Source organism: Pedobacter terrae, assembly GCF_036946585.1.
Classification (GTDB): Bacteria; Bacteroidota; Bacteroidia; order Sphingobacteriales; family Sphingobacteriaceae; genus Pedobacter; species Pedobacter terrae_C.
In genome coordinates this window covers 522,678-548,854 of the sequence record NZ_JAQIIV010000002.1, presented here as the reverse complement: position 1 = coordinate 548,854, position 26,177 = coordinate 522,678, and the positions used below count along the sequence as shown (strand labels likewise).

Genomic DNA, 26,177 nt, shown 5'->3' with positions numbered 1-26,177 from the left:
AAGGTCTTAACACAAATATGAAAAAAGTTAAATTAGATATTGTAGGTTTATCTTACAGCCAGACACAATCTGGTGCTTATGCCCTGGTTTTAGGAGAAGTAAATGGACGCCGCCGCTTACCGATTATTATTGGTGCATTTGAAGCACAGGCTATAGCGATAGAAATTGAGAAAATGACCCCTAGCAGGCCATTAACACACGATCTATTCAAATCAATGGCTGATACCTTTCATATCGGTATCAAGGAAATTATCATATACAATTTGGTTGATGGTGTTTTTTACGCAAAATTGATTTGTAGCGATGGTAAAAATACACATGAGGTTGATGCCAGGACATCAGATGCGATTGCTTTAGCTGTTCGCTTTAATGCCATGATTTACACTTACGAATTCATTTTAGCTTCCGCAGGAATTGTGATAGAAGGAAATGACTTTCTTTTTCTCGAAAATATGGATTCTATAGCGAAAGAGCATGAAAACGATAACTTACCAGGTTCAACTCAGCAACCAGGCTTTGGGGATTTAACGTTAGAAGAACTTCAACAAAAATTACAGGATGCCATTGCCGAAGAAGCTTACGAAAAGGCCGCAAGGTTAAGAGATGAATTGAATAAACGCACTAAATCTTAGTGTCGGCGTACCTAAAATAATTATTTCGTCATACCATTCCATTTTTTTTCTTAAATCCCACTTCTAAAAGCTAATTTTTAAAATTAGCCGAATTATTAAAAATAATTTTGGTTCATTTTGGATTATCATTCAAAATAGTTCTATATTCAGCTTTTACTTTCAATCATTCAAACTAAACTATTATTATGAATGTTAAGTTTCGCTTAACGATAATGAGTTTCATGCAATTCTTTGTGTGGGCAGCCTGGTTAATTACAATAGCAAATTACTGGTTTGGAACCAAACAATGGGATGGGGCAGATTTTGGAATCATTTTTTCCACTATGGGTATTGCATCACTTTTTATGCCCACCATAACTGGTATTTTGGCCGATAAGTGGATCAATGCAGAAAAACTTTATGCTATTTTACATCTTCTTTACGCAGCAACGATGTTTTACCTGCCACAGGTAGATAATCCTCATACTTTTTTCTGGGTTATATTGGTCGCCATGTGCTTTTATATGCCCACCATAGCCCTGAGCAATTCAATCAGTTACACCACTTTAAAGAACGGCAATTTCGATGTGATAAAAGACTTCCCTCCCATTAGGGTTTGGGGTACCATTGGTTTTATTGCCGCCATGTGGATTACAAATTTAACCGGTAATAAAGCCAGCGCCAACCAGTTTTATATTGCTGGTATAAGTGCCTTATTGTTGGGGATATATTCTTTTACATTACCGGCTTGTAAGCCTTTAAACTTAATCTCTGATAAGAAAACGTTTGCGCAGAAACTTGGATTAGAATCCTTTAAACTTTTTGCTGATTACAAGATGGCCCTGTTTTTTATCTTTTCGATGTTTTTAGGTGCTGCCCTGCAGTTAACCAACGCTTACGGAGACGTTTTTCTGGATGAATTTAAATTATTCCCCGTTTTTGCTGAGTCATTCGTAATCAAATACTCAACCATTATTTTATCGATTTCGCAAGTATCAGAAACGCTTTTTATCCTGGCTATTCCCTTCTTTTTAAAAAGATTTGGAATAAAATGGGTTATCGCCATTGCGATGTTTGCCTGGGTACTCCGTTTTGGCCTATTTGCCTATGGCGATCCCTCAACCAACCTCTGGATGATCATCACTTCATGTATCGTATATGGCATGGCATTCGATTTCTTTAATATTTCGGGATCATTGTTTGTTGAAACTTCAACTGCGCCAAAAATTCGCTCTTCTGCCCAGGGTTTGTTCATGATGATGACCAATGGCTTTGGTGCGGTGTTTGGCAGTTTGGTTTCAGGCTGGATGATTAGCCGTTTCTTTACTACCTATTACCATACTATTGGCTCGCTATCCAAATATGTTAAAAGCGAAGAGGATAATATACATTTGCTTAAATTTCTTAAAAATAAAGGTATTGACGTATTGCCAAACGGAGACCTAAGCAGGGCCCTCGATGTAAAAGACTGGCATAACATCTGGCTAACCTTTACCATTTACGTGCTTATCATCGCCATTGTCTTTGTCATCACTTTTAAACACAAACATACCCGAGCCGAACTCGAAGTCATTAACCATTTATAATTTGCGATTAACCCTCTTATGTCAGCTGGTAAATACAGAAAAGAACACAACTGTTTAAATTGCGGTGCTCATGTTGAGAAACATTATTGCAGCGATTGTGGTCAACCGAATTTAGAGTTAAGAGAAAGTTTTTGGGCTTTTATTAGTCATAGTATTGCCCATTATTTTCATTTCGACAATAAGTTTTTTCAAACACTGGTGCCGCTCTTAACCAAGCCAGGTAAAGTTACACTTGATTATCTGGCCGGAAAAAGAGCCCGGTATATTAATCCGGTAAGCATGTACATTTTTGTTTCCATTATATATTTTTTGGTCGTATACTCACCAAAGCATGTAGAAAAGGATCCGGATCATGGTCATATCGACATTGAAGAGCAAAAAGGTGCGAATGTCTCGGATAGTGTAAATAAAGCACTTAAACTTACAGGTTTATCTAAGGAAATTGCCAATAAAGCAACTGAATCGATTAATCAAGCCGTTAAAAAGAGGGCTTTTATAAAACTTGGCTTTGCTGATCAGGCGAAGGAATTGAATAGACTCAAAGAAGAAAACGCTAAACTAAAATCCGATTCCCTTAGCGATATGATTGAAGAATATAACGATATCCATATCGAAAGGAATGATAGTACCTATGCAGCTTATCTTTCGAGACAAAAGAAATTACCTGTTTCAGAACAAGATAGCTGGTACGACAAATTGATTAAAAAGAGAGCCATTACCATTGGGGAAAAATCCGAAGTCATTCAGGAAACCTTGGAACATAACCGCCCTAAGCAATATTTCTTATTGATGCCACTGCTGGCCTGGTTTATTATGCTCAACTTTCGGAAAAATCATATCTATTATTTGGATCACCTGATTTTCACGATTCATGGCATGATGGTGTATTTTATCGTTTCTATCATCACACAGCCCATCATGAAGCATGTTTTTGGTGAAGAATCTTTCATGAGCAAAATTATAGAGGTGGGTGTTACCATATTTTTATTTTGGTATATGTTTAAGGCGCTTACTATTTTTTATCAACGCAAAACATGGAGCACCATTTTTAAAATATTCTGGATCTTGATTTTATATTCAGTAGCATTTAAGCTAACTGAAATGGTGATGATCAATTTAATTTATTACGTAGCTACTTAATACGTTACGTCATCTCGACTGAAGCGCAGCGAAACGGAGAGATCTAATCAGAAGTGTTATCAAAACAGATTTCTCGACTTCGTTGCACTTCGCTCGAAATGACGGTACACGAGAAGCTTTGCTACAATGACAGAATTTAATAAAAAATTGAACTCATAAAAAACCACCCGAATTTCGAGTGGTTTTTTTAATAATTTTGAATTACTTTCTGTCTTTGAGCTCAACAAATGCTCTATCGGTTTCGCCAACATAAATCTGACGTGGGCGACCAATAGGTTCTTTATTTTCATGCATTTCTTTCCATTGTGCAATCCATCCTGGTAAACGGCCTAAAGCAAACAGCACAGTGAACATTTCTGATGGGAAGCCTAATGCGCGGTAAATAATACCAGAATAAAAATCCACGTTTGGATATAACTTACGGTCAATAAAGTATTGATCTGTTAAAGCTGCTTCTTCTAATTTTTTCGCAATCTCTAAAATAGGATCATCGATACCTAAGTTTTCCAAAATATCATCGCAAGCTTTTTTAATGATTTTAGCTCTTGGATCGAAGTTCTTGTAAACTCTATGTCCAAATCCCATCATTCGGAACGGATCGTTTTTATCTTTCGCTTTTGCTATCCATTTTTCTGTATCACCACCGTCAGCTTTGATCAATTCAAGCATATCAATTACGGCCTGGTTAGCGCCACCATGTAGCGGGCCCCATAAAGCTGCAATACCAGCAGCAACTGAAGCGTACAAGTTACAATCAGACGAACCTACAATACGAACGGTAGAAGCTGAACAGTTTTGCTCATGATCTGCATGGAGAATCAGCAATTTATTCATGGCATTTACCACAATTGGGTTCACATCATAATCTTCTGTACGTTGCCCAAATGTCATCCACAGAAAATTGGTTACGTAATCATATTTATTTTTTGGATAAATAAGCGGGTGACCCAATGATTTTTTATAAACGAAAGAAACAATGGTTGGGAATTTAGCCAGAAGTTTAATAATGGTTAAATTTTGCTCTTCTGCAGTTTGATTTGGCTTCAAGCATTCGGGATAGAACGTAGATAAAGAAAAAATCAGTGAGCCGAGTTGACCCATAGGGTGAGATCTTGAAGGATAACCATCAAAAAATTTCTTCATATCCTCGTGAATGAGCGTATGTTTACTGATTTCAGCTTGTAAACCCTCTAATTGCTCCTGTGTAGGAAGATCGCCATAAATAATCAGATAAATTACTTCCAAAAAACTCGATTTCGCGGCAAGTTCTTCAATAGCATATCCCCTATATTTTAAAATGCCTTTTTCACCATCTAAAAAAGTGATTTTGCTTTTTGTAGAACCAGTATTTTTAAAACCAGTATCTAAAGTTACGAAGCCTGTTATATCTCTTAATTTTGAAATATCAATGGCCTTCTCATCTTCCGTTCCTGTTATTACTGGCAATTCTACTGTCTTACCATCAACTTTTATCTCTGCAATATCTGACATATTATTGTATTGTGTTTATAGCTTTCTAAATTATATAAAATTAATATACATGCATAACAAATCTGTTAAATTAATATGAATAATTGGTCAAAATGACGTAACAATCATGCTTAATTTAACCAATTTTAACATCTTATTTTGCTTTAATCTCTTCGGCAACCCTTCCACATTCTAACATTTCCTTACCATAGTAAGGGTTTTTAATTTCCTTTTCTGTTGATAGCCAGTCGCCTCCATCCCCCTTATTTGCCATTGGGCAATGCTGAACGTAAATGGTGCCTTTTTCTATTTCTGCATTCTTTAGCAAAGCAATAATATCTGCACTTAATGCAGTAAAATCTTTTCGTTGCACATCCAGATTATTACTTGACGCAATTTTTTGGGCTATTTCTGCAGTTGGCTCACAGCCTTCGTATGCAGCTAAACTATTTTTCAATACAGCAGCAGTTTTTTTTGCATTTACGGCATCAGATTTTACAAGCGCATTTTTCAAATCAACATAATTTGTAAATATTTCCAGTTTCTTCTGGTCTTTCATCGAAACCTGACTTTTAGCCGATGCAGCCTCTGCTTTAATCGAATCTTTGGCTTCTGTAGATTTTTGCTCTGCCTGACTGCAGGCCATTAAAGTAGTAAGTATGGCAGCCCCGAATATTCTTTTCATGGTATTTGGTTTTCGGCTCAAAATAGGAATTAAAATGGTAATTAAATAAAAAAGTCCCAACTTTCATTGGGACTTCAATATTATATGATGTTTGAATTATAATTTGAAATTGTAAGCCAGTCTCAATGCATATTGACCTGTTTTTCTGAAATAAGTTGCTGATGAACTATCATTCACATAACCTTCATAGCGAACACCCGCATCAAAACTACCAAACTCATAACCCAAGCCACCAGAGTATATGAAGTTTGTTTTGCCACCATCTTTAATGGCAAAGCCCGCACCAGCTTCAGTTGCTAAGTACATTCTTTTAATCGGGAATACTTTAACACCACCTTTGGCCGGAATAAAATCAATGTCAATAGCATTATTCTTAGCCATTAATTTGGTATAACCACCTGAAGCAGTTACGGCAACATAGGGTGATAAATCCCATTGCAATTTTAAATCAGCACCATAAGCATAATCCATTGGCGATTGATCGCGGAATAGTCCACCATTAACACCAACCCCTATTTTGAAAGCCATTCCTTTTGGAGCTGGATTCGGATCAGTTTCTGTCATGGTTTGCGCGTTTAATGAAGTAGTGGCAAACAAAGCAACTGCAGTTGCTGCTGTAGCGAAAATTTTAGTAATCGTTTTCATATTGGATAAAATTAAGTTAATACTAAGGTTTTGTTAGATATACGTAATATGACTTCATCCAGATTTACTAATTTTCATTTTTTTCAGAAATAATAATAAATAAAAAAAGCCCCAACCAAAGCTGGGGCTTAAGTGTGAGGTAAATGATTCTACAGACTAAATCCGTAAGCTAAACGAATACCTGCAAAACCAATGCTACCGTTATTAGAGTAACCTTCGTATTTTGCTGCTAAATCTAAACCGTTAGCCCATGCATAACCAATTGCTGGTGAATACACGAAAGATGTGCCGGAACCTTTATTAGTACCGAAACCAGCACCAAGCTCTGCTAACCCATAAGCACCTGAACCAGAATCATTAAAGAAATATTTAGCACCAGCTTTTACAGGAATTACACCAAAACTTCCACCTCCGTATGAATCTTTGATGGAAAAGTTATTATAACCCGCAGTTACAGGAATTGATAATTGTTTATCTACATTGAATTGATATCTAATATCACCGCCTAATACCAAACCGTATCCAGTTGTAGTTCCTGCGCCAACGTTTAAGCCTATACCTAAGTTTCTTGCTGAACTTTGTGCATTTACATTAGTCGAAAAAAATAGTGCCGCAACAGCTGCTGATGTAGCAAAAATTTTTGTAAGTGTCTTCATGTTTAAGATATTCTTTTTGAGTTAAAATAATATGATCTAGTAAACACAAAGGTTGTGCCAAAAGAGCGCTTTTGATGGGATTTATGGGGCAATATAACCCGAAATGATCTTAAAATGTTAATTTTTTATTAATTGAAACTTTTTCGATAATCGTCTGTTTTAACAAGTTTGTTGATACGGCTCCATCAAGCCAAATAATTTCAATATCGTCCTTTTCCATTTTTCTAAAAAACGTATTTTGTCGTTTTGCGTACTGACAAATGGCTGTGCCAAGTTTTAATTTTAATTCTTCAAAGGTTAATAATCCGTCAAGGTAATTTACAATAAATTTGTATTCCAATCCGTAGAAGATCAAGATCTCCTTGCTGATGCCTTGTTCAAGTAATTGTACTACTTCTTCTATTAAGCCAGCTTTTAGCCTTTCGTCTAGTCTGTTTAAAATTTTAGCCCTGGTTACTTCAATTTCGTTCTTTAATCCGAAAATAAGAGGCTTAAGTGGTGGTCTATCCACAGTTTTGAGTGTATGGGACTTCAAATAATCTGCTATCTCTAATGCGCGAATCAATCTTTTTTTTGAAGATAGATCAACATGATCGGTACTTTGGCTTTCCTCATTTTGCAATTTCAAAACCAACTCTTCCTTTGTTAAAGGATCTAACTGATCTCTTAACGTTTGATTGACAGGAACAGCGGTATAAGCTTGATTTTGCAAAAGGCTGTGGATGTACATGCCTGTCCCACCACAAAGAATCGGAAAGCTGTTTTTTTGTCTTATGGATTCTAATGCCTGGTAGAAATCGTTTTTAAAGGCATCTACATGATAACGTTCGCCAGGTTCTATAATATCGATTAAATGATGTGGGATTGTCTTGCTATTAATATGATATTCCTGAAGATCTTTGCCGGTACCAATATCCATTCGTTTAAACACCTGGCGGCTGTCTGCGCTAATAATTTCTCCATTTAAAGCCTCTGCTACACTTACGGCTAGTTTGGTCTTCCCAGAAGCGGTGGCACCCAAAATGATGATGAGATTATGCTGATTCATTAAATTGGAGAATAAATTTTAAACTTCCTGTATTAAATACATCATTTGCTAAAGCCTGATCATCTTTTTTAAGCTGGCGGTTCAGATTTTCATCCAGTACATAAATTTGAGGTTCTAAAACTGCCGTTTGCACAAAGCCTAATTTAGTATAGGCTTCTCCTGCCGACCAGTCACGATCTGCATAAGTCATGATATCGTTGGGTTGATAGGTTGCAGCAAAAAATGAAATTAATTTGCTTAATCCACCAGTGACGGAATAACCTGCTTTGACTGCAAACCTGATCAGTTCTGCAGATTTGTAGTTTTCGGTGTGGTTCATTTTGCGCAATGCCGAAAAAGTAGCTACCGCTACCAATTGATCTTTTTCAAACAACCCAATTTTATAACGGCTGGTTACCGCACCCTGCAAATGATTTTTGATTAAAAAAGAATCAGCAACAGGTTTAGTAATTTTTAAAATTTTGGTTTTCCTACCGTGAATACGGCTATTTATACCAAGCAAAGATTTTATTCTCGCTAAAACCTGATCTTGTTTTGATAACCAAAGGTCTTCCCAAAGATGGATGAGTTTAAAACCTTTTTGATAGTGCTTTTCTTGCAGATCGATAAGATTTTTTGGAATAAAGCTGCTTTTTAGATTAACCAGGTGGATGATAAATTGATGATTAATCCGCAATAACTGAAAATTATCTTCTACAAAAAAAAAGCAGTCAATTTTTTGGTCACCAAGTGCCAAACTTAGTTGATGGTGCCAGCTATCTTCAAAAGTTAAATTATTCAATCAGTAGAGTGTTATTCACAAAATATCCGCCGTAAATTTAACCATCATATTGCTAAATCCATTCTTTTTCTTTAAAGTTAGTATGGATGATCTCTACCAAGGTTTCTACCTCCTTTAATTTAACGTCATCAAGTGCCGCAATTTTTAAACCAGCCTTATTAGTTCCAAAATCAGATAAATTATAGTTTTCTGTAGAAAATTCTTCTGTATTAATTTTAACTTCTACAGCATCTCCATTGATGTAAACACCTGCAAAAAAGCGCTCGGTTATTTTTTCTCCATTCAGCTTAATATTTTTTTCGCTATACAGGTCATATCCATTTTCCGAATTTTCATGTACCGTATATCCACGGGTGGCATAAGGCTGTAATCCGGCTCGGATGGTCTGAAAAATTTCTACAAGATCAGTTTTCATAATGGTATTTAATTTTGGTATTAAACACCTTAGTATAACTATTGTTTAATTTTTATTCTTTTAACCACCAGTTTTCGGTAGGAAGATATTCATTTAAAACAATGGTTTCGCCTAATTTTGGCGTAACCAATGGAAGTTGTTTCATTGCTGCAGCTACAACTACCCTTTTAACAGGCTCACTCCAGGGGTGCATGGCCAAGCTAAATTTCCCCCAGTGTATGGGCATCAAAATTCTCGCTTTTAGGTCGATTGCAGCCTGAACTGTTTCTTCCGGAAACATATGGATATACGGCCAATAAGCATTATACTGTCCGCATTCTAGCAATGCTAAGTCAAAAGGGCCATACTTCTCACCTATTTGGGCAAAATGTGTATCGTAACCAGAATCGCCACCCAAAAAAAGCTGGAAGTTCACGGTTTTCAGTACAAATGCCGACCAAAGTGTCTGATTCCTTTTAAACTTTCTGCCAGTAAAATGCCTGGCTGGAACAGCTGTTAATTGCAAACTGTTAAACAATGTAATGGATTCATTCCAACTTAATTCATTTATTTTTTCCTTCTTGATTTGCCATCGCTCCAGATGCGATCCTACGCCAAGTGAGGTGACAATATTTTTAACCTCAGGAGAAATTTTTAAAATACTTTTATAATCCAGATGATCATAATGATCGTGGGTAATGATCAGGATATCAATATTTTTAAATTCTTCAGCCTTTACGATGTCGGTACCCAAAAAAGCCTTACTCCCGATAAATGAAAATGGAGAGGGCGTTTTGCTGAATATCGGATCAACCAGAATTCTTAAGCCGTTTATTTTAATTAGGTAAGATGAATGCCCAAACCAGATAATTTCCGGAGCACCACCCTTAGGGATACCATTTACGTTAGGTACAATATACGGAAGCGCTTTGCCTGGAGCCTTATTGGGATGTTTTTCGAAAAAGAAAGCATTTAAAATCTTGAAAAAGCTTACACCCTCTGGTTGCATTGGCGTTATTGAAAGGTTTTGCAGCGCACCATCACGATAATTATTCAGACTGTGAATTTTATCCAAACGTAATCCTTTTGGTAAACGACCAAAAACAGGTAGGTTGGTTATAATAAGAATTATGGTGATAATAAAAAGTAAAATATATACTGTGATCATTTTTAAAATTAATAGAAGCCAAAATAGGAATATGATTTTTAAAATGAGATCAGCACGATATATATGACGTGTGGATTACAGGTTAAGTTCAATACGTTATATTGTTTAGTTAAGTAAAGGATTGAAAAACGGCGCAAACGTTTGATTAATTTTGTATTATTATATGTTGAAGCAATTTAATGTAGTAGTTTAGTACGCGTCATGCAATCGAAACCAACCACCATCAAAGAAATAGCCAGGCTCTTAAACATTTCTCCATCCAGTGTTTCGAGGGGCCTGCACGACCATCCGAGTATTGGGGCAGTTACCAGAGAAAAAATTAAGCAATTGGCGAAGTCACTCAACTATGAGCCTAATAGGGCCGCCATTTTTTTTCAAAAAGGAAAAACATATACCATTGGCGTCATTTTACCGGAGCTATCAGAACATTTTTTTTCGGTCGCTATTTCTGCAATTGAAGATGAGGCAATGAAAAAAAATTACACAGTAATTTTTGCCCAGTCGCACGATCATTATGAGCAGGAAGTAAAACTTGTTGAAAAAATGAAAAATCAACGTGTTGATGGATTATTGGTTTCCATCAGTAAAGATACTGCTAATTTTGATCATTTCGAAAAACTTAATTCATTCAATATACCCGTTGTATTTTTTGATCGGATCCCACCTTTCAATAACGTGCATTATGTTGCCTGTAGCTTAGTGAGTGCAACAGTTAAAGCAATGAACTATCTTTTAAGAAAGGGACACAGAAGTATCGGAATGATTAATGGCCCCAATACTTTACATGCGAGTGAAGAGCGCAAAGATGGTTACAAACAGTCAATTAGTTTTAACCGTTTAAAGTTCGATCCATCATTGGTTATAAATTGCGATTTGACAGAAAACGGTACCATAAATGCTGCAGAAAAGTTTTTAAAACATAAAAGGAAACCAACGGCTATAGTGGTTTTTAATGATTATGTGGCACTTTTTCTGATTAAATACTTCAAAAAGCTGGATGTAATAAACAATTTTGAGATTGTGAGTTATGCAAACCTGCCAATTATCAGTTATCTGGATCATCCACCTGTAGCTTCAGTAGAGCAATACCCCTATCTGCAGGGACAAAAGGCTGTAAACATTTTATTAGACCTTATTCATCGCCCCAATACCGAGAATCAGGCTTATTACAATGCCATTGTAGATGCCGATTTGATTATTAACGACACAAATGAATGATCAAACGTTTGCGCTATATTTTATATTTGTTTAAACTTCCAGGTAAAAATGATACTGCTTGTAAAAAGCGTTAATAAGTGGTGGATTTATACAGCCTACCAAAATAGAACTTCATTTACTTGTTTCTTTGGATAACAGATAGTATGCTTTTTACTTTCTGATCTTGTTAGAAGTGTCAAATATAGTATGCCAGAGCTCTAGTACAATTTGCTAGCTTCTCTTCAACATCTTGGTATCATTTAAAAATCTTCAGGCTACGTTTGCTCACCAATCAATTCCTCTGTATCACAAATCAAAAATTTAGTTCCGATTGTCACTTTAATCCATTCGAAACTATTTGTTGTTCCTTTAGCGTTATCTGCTTGACACTTATTCATAAATTTTAAAATTATTTATAATTAGTCTAAATAAATTAACGATATTTGTATCAACGATTTCGATTACTGTGAAAAAAATTAAAGCGTTATCGGTTTCAACGATCAAAGGATATGGCAATTATAAACCAGTCCGCAGGCTAGAAATCAGCTTTGCATTACCGCAATTAACGGCTAAATTATGTAATTAGGAAAGGATTAATTTTGAGCAACGACAGTCACTCATCGAAAATATGTTTTGTTAGTTGGATAGATGCTCCCCGCGATGGGGAGCTTTGTCTTTTATAGGGTTTTCCTAAAGACTTGCGAAGGGGCTGGTTGGAATAAGCTCGTTACACCTTGAAGTCTATTCTGCTAAACGCAAAAAGGGTTCTGGTATACCGGAACCCTTTTTGTTTCATACTCGCGAAATATTATTTTCCAGAGTTTTTCTTTTCAGTTACTTCTGCACGGATTTCTTGTGCTAAAACTTTAAGATCTTGCATTGCTTTACGCACACGAGTACCAGCAGCTGCGTTGCCAGCATTATAAAATTTTTCTACATCTGCTTCAATAGCAGCAACAGCAGCTTTAACTTTTGAGAATTTTTCCATCGCTAATTGATGTTTTAGGGTTTAAAAAATTTATTTTTTTTCAATTATACATATTTACCTCGAATTAACAACAGAAAGCAAATATTTATTTGCAAGAAGTTTTGCACATTTTCAAAATCAAAAAAATGCCCTGGCACTTATTGCAACCGCAATTTTAAGATAAAATAGGGTTAATATACAATTTGCTCAGGGAGTTTGATCAGGTTATTGAAGACTTGGTTCGTGTTATCGATACAGCGTTAGTAATCTGCTTTTTGCAACATTATATAATACCGTTAAAAGTTTTTACTCTTCGGATTAATTCATCTCCCTATACTTCGGAATAATTCAGACCATCCTCTTATTACTCGCCATTTGGATTGGCCAAATATCACTTTTATTACGTTACCGCAGAATGTCACCCTTCAAGCAAATATCATGCGATTAAAATCTTTGCTGTATGCCTTTACAGAACATATTGGGGCATTTATATATGAAATAAAAAAGATCCGGTTAATAAGTCCGGATCTTCATCATTTTTTCGTATATAATTAATTTAACCTTAAATGTTTATTAAACCAAAAATCGTGTACGGAATGTACACATTTAACCAGGTTCTCGTAGCCATCGGGTTTGGTGAGGTAGGCATTAGCACCAAATTCTATTGATGCTTTCACGTCGTCTGGATTATCAGATGTGGAAAATAAGATTACAGGCACTGTTTTCAGATAAGGAATGTCCCGTATAAATTTTAGTAAATCCAAACCAGACAAGCCTGGCAAATTTAAATCAAGTAAGATTAATTTTGGTTTGATTTTATTTTCTGCAAAATGTTGAAGTTTTTTCAATGCTTCTACTCCATCTTCTACTATCGCAAGATTAAGCGTACCCTTTACCTCCTGTACTGCGCTCTGCATAAAAAATGCATAATCTATATCATCTTCAACATAAAATATATCTGGTGTTTTCATTTATCTGTTTTTAAAAGCTACAAAAAAGGTCGACCCTACGTTTAATTTGCTCTCAAACCACACTCTGCCATGGTGTTTCTCTACAATCCTTTTTACTATAGCAAGTCCCACTCCTGAACCTTCAATATCCTTCACATTATCCATACGCTTAAAAAGTTCAAAAACTCTATCGTAATACCGGTTATCAATTCCTATACCATTATCTTTAACGGAATATATAATCTCCCCTCCCTCTATATACGCAGAAACTTCTACCTCGGGTTTTTCAACCTTTGCAGAGTATTTTACAGCGTTTCCGATTAAATTTGTAAAAACCTGAGTAATCATGGTTTTATCACCTTTAATGCTAGGAAGTTGTCCTAAAATTAGGGTAACATGATCTGCTTTATATGCAGCCCATACCTCGTTAGTGATGTCTTTCAATAAATCAGCTATATTGACTGTTTCAAAATTGATCTCAGAGCGGCCAACTCTTGCTAAATTTAAGATTTCTTTAATTAACAAATTCATCTTATCGGCACCCACCATAATCCTGTCTAACATTTTCTTACCTCCCTCATCCATGCTTTTGTTTTTAAGCATCAGCTCTGCATAGGTTTTAATCGAGGTAAGTGGCGTTCTTAAATCATGTGATATGGTATAGCTAAACGTATCCAATTCTTCGTAAGCGGCCTGCAGTTTCTCGTTAAGTATTCTGATTTCATTGGCCTTCTTATTAATATCTGTAATAATAATTTCACGTATCCTCAATACAGAGGCAATTTCCTCAGGCATCCATTTTTCGGAAGTATTATTAACCACCTCCGACCATATTTCGAAAGATTTGCGTGGCGATAGGTTCATCAAACCATTTTCTGATGAAATAACAGGTTTATCGGGATTCCCAGCCCAATTTACATTGGTAATCATTTCAGGTTTAAACCAGATGATCATTTCGCCCATCTCTTTATTGATCACACAAGAGAGGATACCAGAAGCGACTGTTTTGTATTTTTTGGCAGGAGAAAAGATTTCAGATAATCGATGGGTATAATAAATAGACTCATCACTATTTTTTTTTAACCACTCGGCAAGTTCACTGATATCTTCATCTGATGGTACGTTTCCGATGGTTTTAAGTTCGTTTTCAAAAATAACGGCCGCGCCAGTAGCTTTGGTTGCATCCAGAACAGTTCTTTTGTGAGTGGTTATGGCTTCAATCAAATACTTGTCGCGGTTTAAATGTTCCAAAAGGATAGTTGCTGTACTTTTAAATTGTTCAATAACTTGAGCGTCTTCTTCTTCCTGGCGGTATTCAAGCGCCGATGAAAGAATCTGTCCGATTAATTTAGCCCCTTCTCTTGCTTTGTAATCTATAAATTTGGGGCTGTAATTATGACAAGCGATCAGGCCCCAAAGCTCACCATGAGAAATTAATGAGATACTAAAACTGGAATGAACACCCATATTCCTCAAATATTGAATATGAATGGGCGACACGGCACGTAAGCCTCCGTTAGTTAAATCGAGCGCTTCGTTTTCCTTATATGTAATAACCTTCGAATCGGCTATGTTTACATCTGCAATTAACCTGGTCAAATTTAATTTATACAGTTCTCTGGCCTGCTTTGGAATATCTGATGCGGGATAATGTAAGCCAAAAAAGGCCTCCAAATCTGCTTCTTTTTCTTCTGCTACAACTTCGCCATGGCCATCTTCCAAAAATTTGTAAACCATGATCCGATCGTAATTGATCAACCTTTTTACTTCTTTAGCTGCACCCTTTAATAAAGCGGAAATATTTTTCCCCTGAAGCATAGACGAGGCTGAACGTCCAATTGAACTTTGAATATCAAACTGTAATGTAACAGGTTCAAATTCCAATAACCAGTCGTTTTTTGATGAAGAAATAATCAGATAAAATGGATTGCCGTTAATTTCAAGCGGATGCGGACTGATAGCGTCGAAACTTTTACGGATGATTCCGAGTTTTAGCAAATCTTCAATATGAAGAGCAGAATCTGGCTGTTCAATTAAATCATTTAGTGCAGAGAGTGGTTTATTTAATAAGTTTTTAGCCTCTTCTTTTAAAAAACTTCCTGTATTTTCACTGATATAGGAAATGGTTGAGCTATTCTGATCAACAGCTACTAAAAAACCATGTGATTGAATTTTGCCTGGTATGTGGATAGGCTCCTGATCACAATTGGTTAGGTCTACAGAAAATTTAGTCATATGTATGATGGTGCAGCATATTTAATCTCGCAAATTAACAAATATAAAACCTAATTTTAGAATGTCTCTAATTTGATAAATTCGGATTTGAGATTTGTTTTTTATTATATATTTGTTTGAATTTAAAAAATCATTCAAACTTTGGCAAAGAAAAATGTTTTGGTCATTGAAGACAACCATGCAATACTGGATGTTATAACACTTATTTTAGAAAGCGAAGCTTTTAACGTTGATGGATTAAACAAAGGCGCAGATTTTATTAAACACGTCCTGGAATTTAATCCGGATGTAATCATTATGGATATTATGCTCCCTGACGTTGACGGAAGAGCACTTTTAAAGGAACTTAAAAGTGCTGAAGCTACAAAAGATATCCCGGTTTTAATGATTTCTGCTCGTTATAACGCAAACAATTATGCATTAGATGGCGTGGAGGCTGATGATTTTATGGCCAAACCCTTTAATATCGACGACTTGATGGATAAGATTTATGCTTTGCTAAAGAGATAGTTTTTTAATCAGGCATGCCTGGTAGTTTTATTCCTCCAAGTTTTAGGTTTTTCATCAGCACTTCTAAGAATGAAAGCTTAGTATCGGTAAATCCATGTGCTTTTACCCAGATATTTAAACTTGCTTTGAAACCATTATCTTCTAAAGATGATACACCAATACGTCGTTCAGGAGTTTTTAAGCAGGATTTAAATTCATCAACCGTTTTATTAAAGATGGAAACTACTTGTTCATAGTCAATTCCATAGCTAAACTTAATTTCTATATCCAATCTTCTGGTACCCTCCCTACTGATATTGATGATCACTTCGTTCGATAGTTTACTATTTGGTATTACCACGGTTCTGTTATCAAATGTTTTCACAATGGTATAAAATATTTGGATCGAAGTTACTGTTCCTTCCTGGCCTTGCGCAATGATATTATCTCCTGCAACAAAAGGCTTTAGCAGTAAAATCAACACACCGCTGGCAAAATTTTGGAGTGTGCCTGATAAAGCTAAACCTGCCGCTACACCAATACCACCAATAAGAACCGTTAAAAAGGTAAGTTGAATGCCGATAATCTGCATCACCGTAAGAACGAGTAAAACTCTTAATGTAATGATGATCAAGCTCGTTAAAAAAGGACGTAACGATGGGTTTATATCTTTTCGATGCATACCACCCTGCATCCATTTTCCCAATAGCTTAATGAACCATAAGCCGAAAATAAGCAGGATAACACCTAAAATTACTGAGGGGCCTCTATCAATGATCCAATCGTAAGCTTTATCATAAAAACGGTTTACATTACCAGCATCAATCTTCATCATGGTATTTTCTTTATCTTACTATTTCTTTTTCTGTTTAGCTGACTTATCTTTTGTTACATCTACTTTTTTAGCATCTTTTGCTGATGTAACTTTATCATCAGCGCCTTTAGCTTTTACATTTTTTGGCGCAGTAGCCTTGCTACTTTCTGCCGACGTTTTAGAATCTTTCATATTTTTAATCGTTAATCTTCCGCGTTAAGCCAGGCTTTTGCCTCTTCTATTTCTTCGGGTTTAAAACCTTTTGATTGACCAGGTGTAACTATGGTTAATACATCAGTAAACCATTCCACTCCTTTTTCTGCGCTTACGACCGCAATTTTTTTCCATTTGCTGAAGTTTTGCAAGCCGGCTTTGATATCCTGCACCCACGCGCCAGCCGTGAAATTTTTGACATCAGTTTCCAAAACCAGCAGATATCTTATTTCTTTAAACCGCTTTGCAGTTCTTTTTAAACCAGTTAGTAAAACGCTTTTTATATCATCACTGGTCACTTCTCCGGTAGCTCTTACACCAAAAATGTGATCTGGTAGCCCTGTAATTTCTGTCAACATCAATTATTCGTTTATTTAAGAACATATTTAGCTGTAAAGAAGTTTGCCATTTATGCAAATTCTAAAAAGTTGTATGAATCTTAAAAACACTTGTATTACTGGTTACGTTATAAAGCCGTATTAAAAAATAAAATAACCCCTATGAAAAACAACCTGTTAAAACCAATTATCCTGGCCTATGGAACGGCCGTCTTCCTTTCTGCCTGCACCAGCGGAACAAAAAACACCACAGCAACAGATTCTTCTATGAATGATTCTACTCAAATGGTGATGTTGAAACCTGCCGGACCTGCTCCAGAATGGGGAAAAACCATAAAACCTGAAATGCAGGTGGTAATAGAAAAACTAATCAGCTATGGCGATAAGCCTATAGAAACCTTAAGTGCTACTGATGCGCGTAAAAACCACACGCCAACAGATGCTGTAATGGATGTTGCAAAGCAGAACAATATTGCTATGCCATTGCCTAAGGTAGATACCATTGGTAAAGACATTGATGCTGATGGCGGCAAAATTCATTTGCGCATTTACACACCTAAAGTTGGAAACGGCCCTTACCCACTCATTGTTTATTATCATGGTGGTGGTTTTGTTATTGCGAATTTAGATGTTTATAATGCATCTGCGCAGGCTTTGGCAGAGCAGGTTGGGGCAATCGTAATTTCTGTAGCTTACCGCCTTGCCCCGGAGAACAAATTTCCTACCGCACATAATGATGCATTTATGGCTTACGAATGGGCGATTAAAAATGCGGCGGATTTGAAGGCTGATCCAGCTAAGATTGCTGTAGTAGGCGAAAGTGCGGGTGGAAATTTAGCTGCAAATGTGTCTATCATGGCCAGAAACAAACATATTATGCTTCCTGTACACGAAGTTTTGGTCTATCCTATTGCTCAGGCGAATATGAATACCGAATCTTATCAAATGTATGCAAATGCAAAACCTTTAAATAAAGCAATGATGGAATGGTTCACAGAAAAATACCTCAATAGTATGATCGAAGGGCAAGATCCGAAGATATCATTAATTAATGCCAATTTAAAAGGACTTCCTCCAACAACTATTATCACCGCCGAAATAGATCCTCTGCATGATGATGGCATCATGTTGGCCAATAAGCTGAAAGCAGCCGGGGTAAAAGTTGACACCAAAAATTATGAAGGTGTAACACATGAATTTTTTGGTATGTCGCTTCTTGTACCTGAAGCTAAGGCAGCTCAGGCTTATGCCGCTAGCCAATTAAAAGCAGCTTTTAAATAGAATAAAAAGGCCTCATTACAAATGTAAACCGTCATATTGAGTTTGTTGAAAGAATTTTTAATGTTTTAAAAGCGTTTCGACAAGCTCAATTTGACAAATTAAAGTTAAGTCGCTACTTATGGTAAATCTTTTTTCGTACGGAGTTTGGCTTAAAGCTTCATAAATTTCCAGCTGCAAACTGGTAACTCCCAGCTGACTACGCTCCTTTCTTTGAACCCAAGCTCTGCATCAATTGATCATATAAATCATCGCTCGAAGCTTTTTTCGGTTTCATCTTTTTAACGGTAGCCCGCTTTCCTTTAGCCTTAGCTTTAATAATTTTCAATAATTCATTACTATAATCATCTTTGAAAGTACTCAGGTCAAATTTTGAACTGTATTGTTTAATCAGCGCCAATCCCACATCCATTTCTTTTTTAGTGATGCTGATATCATCAACCTTATTAATTTCAGATAAGCTCCTGATTTCCTGGTCAAATCTGATTTTTGTGATGACAATAACATTTTCCAGAGGATGGATAACACAAAGGTTTTCGGTATTTCTTAATACAAACCTGGCCACCCCAGCTTTACCAGATTTCTGTAAAGCCTTTAACAATAAACTATAGGCTTTTCTACCCTGTTTTTCAGGTTCGGTATAATAAGAAGTCTCGTAGTAGATCGGGTTGATATCCTTAATGTCAACAAAATTCTCCAATTCAATAATCTTTGTTTTTTCAGGAGCAGCCTCCTCGAAATCGTGTTTATCCAAAATGATGTACCTATCTTTTAAAAAGTAGCCTTTTACTATCTTCTCATAAGGCACCTCTTTCTGTGTATTTTCATTCACCCTCAAAAACTTAATCTTGGCATGGTCACGTTCATCAAGCATATCTAAATCCAGGTTACTATTCTGTACACCCGAAAACAACTTAACCGGAATATTTACCAAACCAAATCCAATCGAACCTTTCCATATTGATCTCATAGCTAAATGTTTAAAATATTAAGCTATTAACATGTGTCTAAAACTTATTGTTTTGGTTTTATAAGCTGTAAATCGCCCAAACTGCAAACTATTTGGAATCAATAATGTTATCTAAGCATAACCTTATAGAAAATTTGTTAAACTATTATGATTTTTCAAAGTAATAAAGGGGATAAAGAGATCACGATTGTGTAATTACCATTGAAAACATTTATAAAGATGAAAATAGCCTATATTTCTACCTATCCGCCCCGTGAGTGTGGTTTAGCTACCTTCAACCAAAATTTAGTTAATGCTTTAAGTTTAAATCCCACTTACGATGCTAACAAGAGTTTTGTGGTTGCAATGAATGAGTCGGATGATGTGAATGAACATCAGTACCCTAGCGAAGTAAAATTTGTTATCCGACAACAAAATCAACAAGATTATCTGGAAGCTGCTGATTTTATCAATAACAGTGATGTAGATACCTGTATCATTGAGCATGAATTTGGCATATATGGTGGTAACAGTGGTGTTTTTTTGCTTTCGCTTATTAACAGGTTAAAAAAACCTTTCATTACGATTTTACATACGGTTTTAAAAGAGCCAAATTTTATGCAGCAAACCATTATCAAGGAGATTGCTGCTAAGACGGCTAAACTGGTGGTGATGAGTAAAAAGGCGGTGATGTTTTTAACAAGCATCTATCAGATTCCAAAGGCCTCTATCCAATTGATCGAACATGGCGTTCCTGATTTAGAACCAATGCTTAATAATCAAATTTCACAGAGTGATTTATTTAAGGGTAAAAAAGTGCTCTTTACTTTTGGTTTAATTAGCAGAAACAAAGGTTTAGAAACTGTAATCAAAGCTTTACCAGATATTGTATCCAAACATCCCGATGTTTTATACCTGATTTTAGGCAATACCCATCCCGGCGTGGTCAAACATAATGGAGAAGAATATAGAGACAGTTTGAAAGCTTTGGCGAAAGATTTAGGCGTGGAAAAGAATATTGCTTTCGTCAATAAATTTGTTTCGGAAGAAGAACTCCATCAGTATTTGACAGCTTGTTGTCTATACATTACTCCTTATTTAAATGAAGCTCAGATCACCAGCGGCACTTTATCTTATGCCATTGGCGCAGGTGCAGCGGTAATTTCTACTCCGTACTGGCATGCACAAGAGCTTTTAGCCGATAATAGAGGTAAGTTATTCGATTTTAAGGACCACAATCATTTAGCGGTAATCGTTAATGATCTCTTAAGTGACGACGATAAATACCAAAAACTAAAGCAAAATGCTTATGAATATGGGTTAAATCTTCGCTGGCCAGCCATTGGAAGTGTTTATCTTAATGTATTAAATGAAGCATTATCTACAGAAGTTAGAGCGAAAAGATCGATTCCGCCGATTATAGACGTAGAAGGCATGCCTGCTTTAAATTTAAACCATATTGCCTTACTAACAGATGATACAGGGATTATACAGCATGCACGTTTTGGGATTCCAAATTTAAAGGAGGGTTATTGTATTGATGATAATGCAAGGGCATTAATTATGGCGTTAATGGCTGTTGAACAGGATAAAAATAAAAGGGCTTTAGCTGTTATGCCAATATACCTCAGCTTTATCCAGTACATGCAGACAGAAGATGGAAATTTCAGGAATTTTTTAAGTTTTAACAGGCAGTATTTAGACGAAGTTGGATCTGAAGACTCCTTCGGTAGAACCATCTGGGCATTGGGTTATTTGGTTGCTAGCGCACCTAATAATTCGTATCGTGAATTTGGCCGTGAACTGTTCTCTCACTCTGTAAAACACTTTAAAGAATTAAGATATTTACGCGGAAAGGCAAATACCGTTATTGGTTTGTCATATTATTTAAGTGCACATCCAGGAGATGAATTAATCAGCCAGGAAATTAATATGTTGGCAGGTTCGCTAGTGGCATCATATAAGGAAAATAAAGATGGTGAGTGGCATTGGTTTGAAGATATTTTGACCTATGATAATGCCATTCTTCCTTTGGCTTTGCTTCATCATTATGATGTTACAGGGAACAAAGAGTCTTACCAGGTGGCCATGGAAAGTATTCAATTTTTAAATAGTTTTTCTTTTGAAAATGGATACCTGAACCCTGTTGGAAATGCGGGCTGGATGAAAAAACATGGTAAAAATCCGATTTACGATCAACAGGCCATAGAAACAATGGCCATGGTTCTACTGTATGCAAAAACTTTCGAGGTTACTAAAGATGATCAGTATCTGAATTTAATGCATGTAAGTTATAAATGGTTTTTAGGTGAAAATAGTCTTCATATCCCACTATATGATTATGAAACCAATGGTTGTGCGGATGGATTGCAGTTTAATAGTGTAAACAGGAATCAGGGAGCGGAAAGTACGTTGGCTTATTTCATATCGCATTTAGCTATTTTGAAAACTGCTGAAGTAGAATATGAAACTTTATCTTCACCATTAATGGAAGCAAATAAAATTAGCTAGATAATTCTAATTTTATTTGAAATATTTAAGGCTGGTTCAACATGAATCAGCTTTTTTTTGCGAGTTAGTTTAGCAATATAACTAAAAAAGCCACCTCTACCTTTTTCAGTGTGAGATGGCTTTTTATGTAAAATGAATACTTTAAAAAGTTTAGCAGCGCATTAAATAAAGTAAGTAAGATCTAATTATTTTCTAACAACCTATTCAATAGCAACTCTAAATTTACAGTAGCAAATGATGAGCTATAATCCGACAAACCATAAGGGATGATCAATTCGCCATTACTGATAATAGAACCACAAGAGTATACTACATTTGGTACATAACCCTCTCGCTCATCATTATTTGGGATAATCAAAGGCTCTTTCAAGTGTCCTATTTCAATACTAGGATCTTCTAGATCTAATAAACTTACTCCAATGCAGTATCTGCGCATTGGTCCTACTCCATGTGTAATAACCAGCCATCCTTTTTCGGTTTCTATAGGTGAACCGCAATTTCCGATCTGCACTAGCTCCCAATCGTAGCGGGGTTGTTTTAAAAGAACCGGATTTTCCCAAACATTTACTTTATCCGAAAACATCAGGTAATTGTTCCATCCGTCTATCCGGCTCATCATCACGTATTTTCCTTTGATTTTCCTCGGAAACAAGGCCAGGTTTTTATTTTGTGCACCATCGCCGTAAAGCGGAATCACTTTAAACTCATAAAAATCTTCTGTTTGCACCAGTTTAGGGATAATTAAAGAGCCGTCAAAAGCGGTATAAGTAGCATAGTAAAGTACTTTGCCATCATCTTTAATAAACTTAACAAAACGCGCATCTTCAATCCCTTTACGCTCAAATTCTGAAATAGGAAAAATTACGCGATCAGAAATATCAGTGTCTTTTGAAAAGGTAATGGTATGATAAGTATCTGATAACCATAGTACCTTGTCGTACTCGATTAAACGGGATGGGTTCTCTTTATATAAACTCTTAGAATCTTTGATGATATTGCTTAAACTGGTATACTCAAATTTATCGTCAAGTTTAGATTCAATTTCCTCTAAAACAGCGGGATCTATCTGTGCATAAGCTGCTTTCTTTAAAAATAATTTTTTGACGTAAATGGCATTCTTTACCACCTCAGCCTCATCAACATAATTTCCAACTGGTAATACCTGGATATTATTGTTTTTATCAATTAAAGCACGTCTAAAAACTATAGACGAAATATGCCCCTCGCCTACAGCCCTAAAGCTGATGATTACCCTTTTTTCGCCCTCAACTAAATCAGTCTGATCAGGGTCATCAACGATACTCGGATTAAAAAATGCGGCAGACTCTATTGAATACTCATGGGTAAAGTAGGCACCGATCAATAATCTGGTGTATTCATCAATATCTTCGAACGATGTACCCAGGGCTGAAAATTGTTTTTTTAACTTTTTACAATGACGGGTTAAAATTTTAGTGATATTACGGTGTCTCTTCGAATATTCTTGCAGTATGGGTGATATCAGCGAAAACACTTTTTCATCCGAAAATTCCAAAACTTTCCTGATTACTTCTAATGCTCTCTCTTCGCCATTAAAAAAAAAACGTGCAATAACTCTCTTTGTATCTGGATTTACCTTAACTGGTTTACGTTCTATGTATAGTCTCATTATTTAATAGTTTTGATGGTAATTTTAATGCATTCTGCTCTATCATCTCCAACTTTATCATAACGAAAATTATTGCTTAATTGTTTATAGTTTATACATAATTTTTACCTTTAACGATTTCATCTATTAATCAAACTGTGCCGTAAATGCAACACTTAAAAGCAGAATGTGATATACCTTCAGACGAAAACTTGCGTTTGAAAAAGCTGGTTAATTATGAAATATTAAATACCCCGGCAGAAAGTGCTTTTGACCAGATTTCGCAGCTGGCTACCGAGATATGGGATGTGCCATTTGCCGGAATCTGCTTTGAAGGCGAAGGTAATTATTTCATGAAATCAGAGGTAGGTGGATCTGCCCCGGAAATTATCCAAGATCGGGATAAGGGTAAATTTGCTTTTTTTGCATCAGAGCCGATCGTATCACCTGATGGATATCACCTCGGCCTGATTTACGTTGCAGATATTAAGTTTAAAGCGATTGAAGAAAGACAATCAAAAATGCTGCAGCGTTTAGCTGATATGGTGGTGGAAAAACTGGAGTCGAGGGTGGCCATCAGGAGAACCTTAAGGGCGTATGACGATCGTTTGCATGTACTTGTTCACGACCTCAAGAACCCAATGACCACCATCACACTTCAATCCGAATTGCTGGAACGAATTCCAGGTATAAATGAAAAGGCCTCTTTAATTGCTGGTAAGATTAATGCCCAATCAAAAAAAATGATTGATAATCTGAATGGTATTTTAAGTGCCGCCCGGAAAGAGGCAACTTCGTTTAAACCTCAAAAAGATAAGATAGATCTAAGGCAAATACTCGAACAGGTAAAAAAAGAATTCACGCTATCGCTTAAACGTAAAAATCAGACCGTTTTAATCAACATTCAGGAAACCCTTGAGGTTTTTGCTGACCCTGATAAAATTGCCATGGTTTTTAGTCAGTTGATGGATAATGCGATTAAGTTCTCTAACATAGGAAGTAAAATTCTTATCACCTCTCAAACAACTGCCAAAGAATTAACAGTATCCGTAAGAGACCACGGAGTAGGTTTAACTGAAGAAGATTTAGAAAAAGTTTTCCTGAAATTTGCCCCGTTGACTTCCGTAAGCACAAATCGCGAAAACAGCTATGGATTAGGACTGATTACTGCAAATGCACTTGTGGAGATCCATAAAGGTAAGTTATGGGCGGAAAGTGAAGGAAAAAATTTGGGGGCTACTTTTCATGTAAGCCTACCCATTAAATAGGCTTACATCCAATAAATCGTCGATTTTCATTTCTTCCAGCAAAATTCTTTCAGATATGTTATTCGCGTGGTACGACCATTTAATCAATCTTATCAATCCATCAGCAATTTCGATACCCGTAATATCGCCATCACTAAAACAACAGCATCCGCTATTGAAGTAAACTGGTTTGTATTTGCCAAAAACCGGGACCTGATCTCCTTCCTTTATCCGTTTGTGAAGCTCGTCGTTTAGGAAAGTAATATCACTGGCATTTTTCTCTTTGTTCGCTTTATTTAGTTTTGCATAAATTCTTTCCAGGTGAGTTAGCGATGCGAAAACTGGCTGGTGCGTGTGCCCAGTAATTAAAGCGATATTATCTTTGGTGATTACCCAATCGTACATGAGCGTATTGTGGACTGTTTTAAGCTGATTGTCGTATGCTGGCGTATTTGGATTAATTTGCAGGTACGATTGTAGCGGTGCCCAAATGGTACTTACAAACCATTTGCTAAACCAGTTTCCATCACTTTGCAAATCTCCCTGATGTCCATGTGTTAAAAAAATATTAATTTTGCCGTCTTTTACAGGCATCCTCAGTATTGCGCCTTCGTAAATGCGGATCTGGGTTCCGTAAATCCTATTGAGATTAAAGCCGGCCAATGGATCATTATCCCAATATAAATCATGGTTGCCAAATATTTTAGTGAAATGATTTTTAGCAATAAAGGCTTTCTCTGCTTCGAATGTTTCTTTATTGTGTTTAATCACGGATTCGAGTAGATTCTCCCAAAGTTCCTCGCTATCCCCCAAATTGATATAATGGAAATCCTGTTGATGATAATAGTCCAGTGCCATTAGGTAATTTTTTTCGGCTAAACTGAAATCATCGGCATAATCTCTGGCACCCTTATGCTGATCTGATAAAATGATGAATTTATCCATATCGGTAACCTCGAAGATCGGTCCACGTTTTCCCGGGCTATCGTGGATAGTTTTATAGAGTTTATCTAATGCTTCATGGATCCGTTTACGGTTAGGGTTTGAACCAAACTTATTCGACATGCGAATCATCCAGGTACTTAGTAAACGTTGTAAATATTTTCGCATTAATCTGGTGCTACATTAGAGTTTAAACTTAACAAAATATAACCTGAAAGGTTACATCAGCAGCTAAA

Annotated in this window: 25 protein-coding genes; 8 read left to right on the top strand and 17 right to left on the bottom strand. The window is 36.2% G+C overall.

The genetic code is table 11. The features are described from left to right. The first annotated feature begins 17 nt into the window (after nt 1–17). From PGN18_RS04950 to PGN18_RS04940, 3 genes are all read left to right on the top strand, one after another. Nucleotides 18–632: a bifunctional nuclease family protein gene (locus PGN18_RS04950; protein ID WP_335318247.1), complete on the top strand. Its 615-nt coding sequence runs from the start codon at nt 18–20 to the stop codon at nt 630–632. 185 nt (nt 633–817) lie between these two features. Then, the gene (locus PGN18_RS04945) at nt 818–2,197 is read left to right on the top strand and encodes a nucleoside permease (protein ID WP_335318246.1); all 1,380 of its coding nucleotides are present in this window, start codon (nt 818–820) and stop codon (nt 2,195–2,197) included. 18 nt (nt 2,198–2,215) lie between these two features. Next, complete coding sequence (locus tag PGN18_RS04940; protein ID WP_335318245.1) at nt 2,216–3,337, top strand: DUF3667 domain-containing protein; 1,122 nt, start codon at nt 2,216–2,218, stop codon at nt 3,335–3,337. A 201-nt stretch (nt 3,338–3,538) separates the two neighbouring features. On the opposite strand, the gene PGN18_RS04935 is transcribed toward PGN18_RS04940, so the two are convergent. The 8 genes from PGN18_RS04935 to PGN18_RS04900 form a co-directional block, all read right to left on the bottom strand. Further along, nucleotides 3,539–4,828, bottom strand: coding sequence for a citrate synthase (locus PGN18_RS04935; protein WP_335318244.1), 1,290 nt, complete (start codon nt 4,826–4,828; stop codon nt 3,539–3,541). Between the two features lie 133 nt (nt 4,829–4,961). Next, nucleotides 4,962–5,492, bottom strand: coding sequence for a DUF3347 domain-containing protein (locus PGN18_RS04930; protein ID WP_335318242.1), 531 nt, complete (start codon nt 5,490–5,492; stop codon nt 4,962–4,964). A gap of 96 nt (nt 5,493–5,588) precedes the next feature. Continuing rightward, the gene (locus tag PGN18_RS04925) at nt 5,589–6,137 is read right to left on the bottom strand and encodes a hypothetical protein (RefSeq protein ID WP_335318241.1); all 549 of its coding nucleotides are present in this window, start codon (nt 6,135–6,137) and stop codon (nt 5,589–5,591) included. A 149-nt stretch (nt 6,138–6,286) separates the two neighbouring features. Then, complete coding sequence (locus PGN18_RS04920; protein ID WP_335318240.1) at nt 6,287–6,793, bottom strand: hypothetical protein; 507 nt, start codon at nt 6,791–6,793, stop codon at nt 6,287–6,289. A gap of 109 nt (nt 6,794–6,902) precedes the next feature. Beyond that, complete coding sequence (gene miaA, locus PGN18_RS04915; protein ID WP_335318239.1) at nt 6,903–7,841, bottom strand: tRNA (adenosine(37)-N6)-dimethylallyltransferase MiaA; 939 nt, start codon at nt 7,839–7,841, stop codon at nt 6,903–6,905. Continuing rightward, the gene (locus tag PGN18_RS04910) at nt 7,828–8,622 is read right to left on the bottom strand and encodes a hypothetical protein (protein ID WP_335318238.1); all 795 of its coding nucleotides are present in this window, start codon (nt 8,620–8,622) and stop codon (nt 7,828–7,830) included. Before PGN18_RS04910 ends, miaA begins: the two co-directional genes overlap by 14 nt. A gap of 52 nt (nt 8,623–8,674) precedes the next feature. Then, on the bottom strand, nt 8,675–9,037 hold the full coding sequence (locus tag PGN18_RS04905) for a hypothetical protein (protein WP_335318236.1): 363 nt from the start codon (nt 9,035–9,037) through the stop codon (nt 8,675–8,677). A gap of 52 nt (nt 9,038–9,089) precedes the next feature. After that, a complete protein-coding gene (locus PGN18_RS04900; protein WP_335318235.1) occupies nt 9,090–10,184 on the bottom strand; it encodes an MBL fold metallo-hydrolase in 1,095 nt (364 codons plus the stop codon). A 201-nt stretch (nt 10,185–10,385) separates the two neighbouring features. On the opposite strand from PGN18_RS04900, the gene PGN18_RS04895 reads away from it, so the two are divergent. Next, entirely contained in the window at nt 10,386–11,402 is a 1,017-nt protein-coding gene (locus PGN18_RS04895) for a LacI family DNA-binding transcriptional regulator (RefSeq protein WP_335318234.1), read from the top strand. 787 nt (nt 11,403–12,189) lie between these two features. Here PGN18_RS04895 and PGN18_RS04890 read toward each other — a convergent pair. The 3 genes from PGN18_RS04890 to PGN18_RS04880 all read right to left on the bottom strand — a co-directional run bounded on the left by PGN18_RS04890 (nt 12,190) and on the right by PGN18_RS04880 (nt 15,533). Then, entirely contained in the window at nt 12,190–12,369 is a 180-nt protein-coding gene (locus PGN18_RS04890) for a hypothetical protein (RefSeq protein WP_056096518.1), read from the bottom strand. A gap of 530 nt (nt 12,370–12,899) precedes the next feature. Continuing rightward, nucleotides 12,900–13,319: a response regulator gene (locus PGN18_RS04885; protein WP_335318233.1), complete on the bottom strand. Its 420-nt coding sequence runs from the start codon at nt 13,317–13,319 to the stop codon at nt 12,900–12,902. Continuing rightward, nucleotides 13,320–15,533 carry an ATP-binding protein gene (locus PGN18_RS04880; RefSeq protein ID WP_335318232.1) on the bottom strand — a complete coding sequence of 738 codons (2,214 nt, stop codon included), beginning with the start codon at nt 15,531–15,533 and terminating at the stop codon, nt 13,320–13,322. A gap of 141 nt (nt 15,534–15,674) precedes the next feature. Between PGN18_RS04880 and PGN18_RS04875 the strand changes: the two genes are divergently transcribed. Then, nucleotides 15,675–16,043: a response regulator transcription factor gene (locus PGN18_RS04875; protein ID WP_335318231.1), complete on the top strand. Its 369-nt coding sequence runs from the start codon at nt 15,675–15,677 to the stop codon at nt 16,041–16,043. A 4-nt stretch (nt 16,044–16,047) separates the two neighbouring features. Here the strand turns inward: PGN18_RS04875 and PGN18_RS04870 are convergent, their stop codons facing one another. The 3 genes from PGN18_RS04870 to PGN18_RS04860 are packed head-to-tail and all read right to left on the bottom strand — an operon-like array spanning nt 16,048 to nt 17,408. Beyond that, nucleotides 16,048–16,857, bottom strand: a complete 810-nt coding sequence (locus PGN18_RS04870) for a mechanosensitive ion channel family protein (protein ID WP_335318230.1) — start codon at nt 16,855–16,857, stop codon at nt 16,048–16,050. 18 nt (nt 16,858–16,875) lie between these two features. After that, nucleotides 16,876–17,028: a hypothetical protein gene (locus PGN18_RS04865; protein WP_335318229.1), complete on the bottom strand. Its 153-nt coding sequence runs from the start codon at nt 17,026–17,028 to the stop codon at nt 16,876–16,878. Nucleotides 17,029–17,039: 11 nt separating this feature from the next. Continuing rightward, nucleotides 17,040–17,408, bottom strand: coding sequence for an STAS/SEC14 domain-containing protein (locus tag PGN18_RS04860; RefSeq protein WP_335318228.1), 369 nt, complete (start codon nt 17,406–17,408; stop codon nt 17,040–17,042). A 141-nt stretch (nt 17,409–17,549) separates the two neighbouring features. Here PGN18_RS04860 and PGN18_RS04855 point away from each other — a divergent pair, with 141 nt between their 5' ends. Beyond that, complete coding sequence (locus tag PGN18_RS04855) at nt 17,550–18,668, top strand: alpha/beta hydrolase (protein WP_335318227.1); 1,119 nt, start codon at nt 17,550–17,552, stop codon at nt 18,666–18,668. A gap of 196 nt (nt 18,669–18,864) precedes the next feature. Here PGN18_RS04855 and ku read toward each other — a convergent pair whose 3' ends face one another. After that, nucleotides 18,865–19,635 (bottom strand): non-homologous end joining protein Ku, encoded by a 771-nt coding sequence (gene ku, locus PGN18_RS04850; RefSeq protein WP_335318226.1) that lies wholly within the window; start codon nt 19,633–19,635, stop codon nt 18,865–18,867. 219 nt (nt 19,636–19,854) lie between these two features. Between ku and PGN18_RS04845 the strand changes: the two genes are divergently transcribed. Beyond that, on the top strand, nt 19,855–22,125 hold the full coding sequence (locus PGN18_RS04845; protein WP_335318225.1) for a glycosyltransferase family 4 protein: 2,271 nt from the start codon (nt 19,855–19,857) through the stop codon (nt 22,123–22,125). A 181-nt stretch (nt 22,126–22,306) separates the two neighbouring features. Here PGN18_RS04845 and PGN18_RS04840 read toward each other — a convergent pair whose 3' ends face one another. Further along, a complete protein-coding gene (locus tag PGN18_RS04840; RefSeq protein ID WP_335318224.1) occupies nt 22,307–23,773 on the bottom strand; it encodes a glycoside hydrolase family 130 protein in 1,467 nt (488 codons plus the stop codon). A 146-nt stretch (nt 23,774–23,919) separates the two neighbouring features. Here PGN18_RS04840 and PGN18_RS04835 point away from each other — a divergent pair, with 146 nt between their 5' ends. Then, nucleotides 23,920–25,020, top strand: coding sequence for a sensor histidine kinase (locus tag PGN18_RS04835; protein ID WP_335318223.1), 1,101 nt, complete (start codon nt 23,920–23,922; stop codon nt 25,018–25,020). Here PGN18_RS04835 and PGN18_RS04830 read toward each other — a convergent pair. After that, the gene (locus PGN18_RS04830) at nt 25,006–26,109 is read right to left on the bottom strand and encodes a metallophosphoesterase (protein ID WP_335318222.1); all 1,104 of its coding nucleotides are present in this window, start codon (nt 26,107–26,109) and stop codon (nt 25,006–25,008) included. The genes PGN18_RS04835 and PGN18_RS04830 overlap by 15 nt on opposite strands. Nucleotides 26,110–26,177 lie beyond the last annotated feature (68 nt).

Bases quoted from the DNA above. Each gene is read 5' to 3' on its own strand.
- PGN18_RS04890 (WP_056096518.1), bottom strand. From the start codon at position 12,369: ATGGAAAAATTCTCAAAAGTTAAAGCTGCTGTTGCTGCTATTGAAGCA.
- PGN18_RS04950 (WP_335318247.1), top strand. From the start codon at position 18: ATGAAAAAAGTTAAATTAGATATTGTAGGTTTATCTTACAGCCAGACA.
- PGN18_RS04835 (WP_335318223.1), top strand. From the start codon at position 23,920: ATGCAACACTTAAAAGCAGAATGTGATATACCTTCAGACGAAAACTTG.
- PGN18_RS04860 (WP_335318228.1), bottom strand. From the start codon at position 17,408: ATGTTGACAGAAATTACAGGGCTACCAGATCACATTTTTGGTGTAAGA.
- PGN18_RS04905 (WP_335318236.1), bottom strand. From the start codon at position 9,037: ATGAAAACTGATCTTGTAGAAATTTTTCAGACCATCCGAGCCGGATTA.
- ku (WP_335318226.1), bottom strand. From the start codon at position 19,635: ATGAGATCAATATGGAAAGGTTCGATTGGATTTGGTTTGGTAAATATT.
- PGN18_RS04870 (WP_335318230.1), bottom strand. From the start codon at position 16,857: ATGATGAAGATTGATGCTGGTAATGTAAACCGTTTTTATGATAAAGCT.
- PGN18_RS04840 (WP_335318224.1), bottom strand. From the start codon at position 23,773: ATGAGACTATACATAGAACGTAAACCAGTTAAGGTAAATCCAGATACA.
- PGN18_RS04940 (WP_335318245.1), top strand. From the start codon at position 2,216: ATGTCAGCTGGTAAATACAGAAAAGAACACAACTGTTTAAATTGCGGT.
- PGN18_RS04845 (WP_335318225.1), top strand. From the start codon at position 19,855: ATGAAAATAGCCTATATTTCTACCTATCCGCCCCGTGAGTGTGGTTTA.
- PGN18_RS04935 (WP_335318244.1), bottom strand. From the start codon at position 4,828: ATGTCAGATATTGCAGAGATAAAAGTTGATGGTAAGACAGTAGAATTG.
- miaA (WP_335318239.1), bottom strand. From the start codon at position 7,841: ATGAATCAGCATAATCTCATCATCATTTTGGGTGCCACCGCTTCTGGG.
- PGN18_RS04855 (WP_335318227.1), top strand. From the start codon at position 17,550: ATGAAAAACAACCTGTTAAAACCAATTATCCTGGCCTATGGAACGGCC.
- PGN18_RS04895 (WP_335318234.1), top strand. From the start codon at position 10,386: ATGCAATCGAAACCAACCACCATCAAAGAAATAGCCAGGCTCTTAAAC.
- PGN18_RS04945 (WP_335318246.1), top strand. From the start codon at position 818: ATGAATGTTAAGTTTCGCTTAACGATAATGAGTTTCATGCAATTCTTT.
- PGN18_RS04925 (WP_335318241.1), bottom strand. From the start codon at position 6,137: ATGAAAACGATTACTAAAATTTTCGCTACAGCAGCAACTGCAGTTGCT.
- PGN18_RS04865 (WP_335318229.1), bottom strand. From the start codon at position 17,028: ATGAAAGATTCTAAAACGTCGGCAGAAAGTAGCAAGGCTACTGCGCCA.
- PGN18_RS04830 (WP_335318222.1), bottom strand. From the start codon at position 26,109: ATGCGAAAATATTTACAACGTTTACTAAGTACCTGGATGATTCGCATG.
- PGN18_RS04930 (WP_335318242.1), bottom strand. From the start codon at position 5,492: ATGAAAAGAATATTCGGGGCTGCCATACTTACTACTTTAATGGCCTGC.
- PGN18_RS04885 (WP_335318233.1), bottom strand. From the start codon at position 13,319: ATGAAAACACCAGATATATTTTATGTTGAAGATGATATAGATTATGCA.
- PGN18_RS04900 (WP_335318235.1), bottom strand. From the start codon at position 10,184: ATGATCACAGTATATATTTTACTTTTTATTATCACCATAATTCTTATT.
- PGN18_RS04920 (WP_335318240.1), bottom strand. From the start codon at position 6,793: ATGAAGACACTTACAAAAATTTTTGCTACATCAGCAGCTGTTGCGGCA.
- PGN18_RS04880 (WP_335318232.1), bottom strand. From the start codon at position 15,533: ATGACTAAATTTTCTGTAGACCTAACCAATTGTGATCAGGAGCCTATC.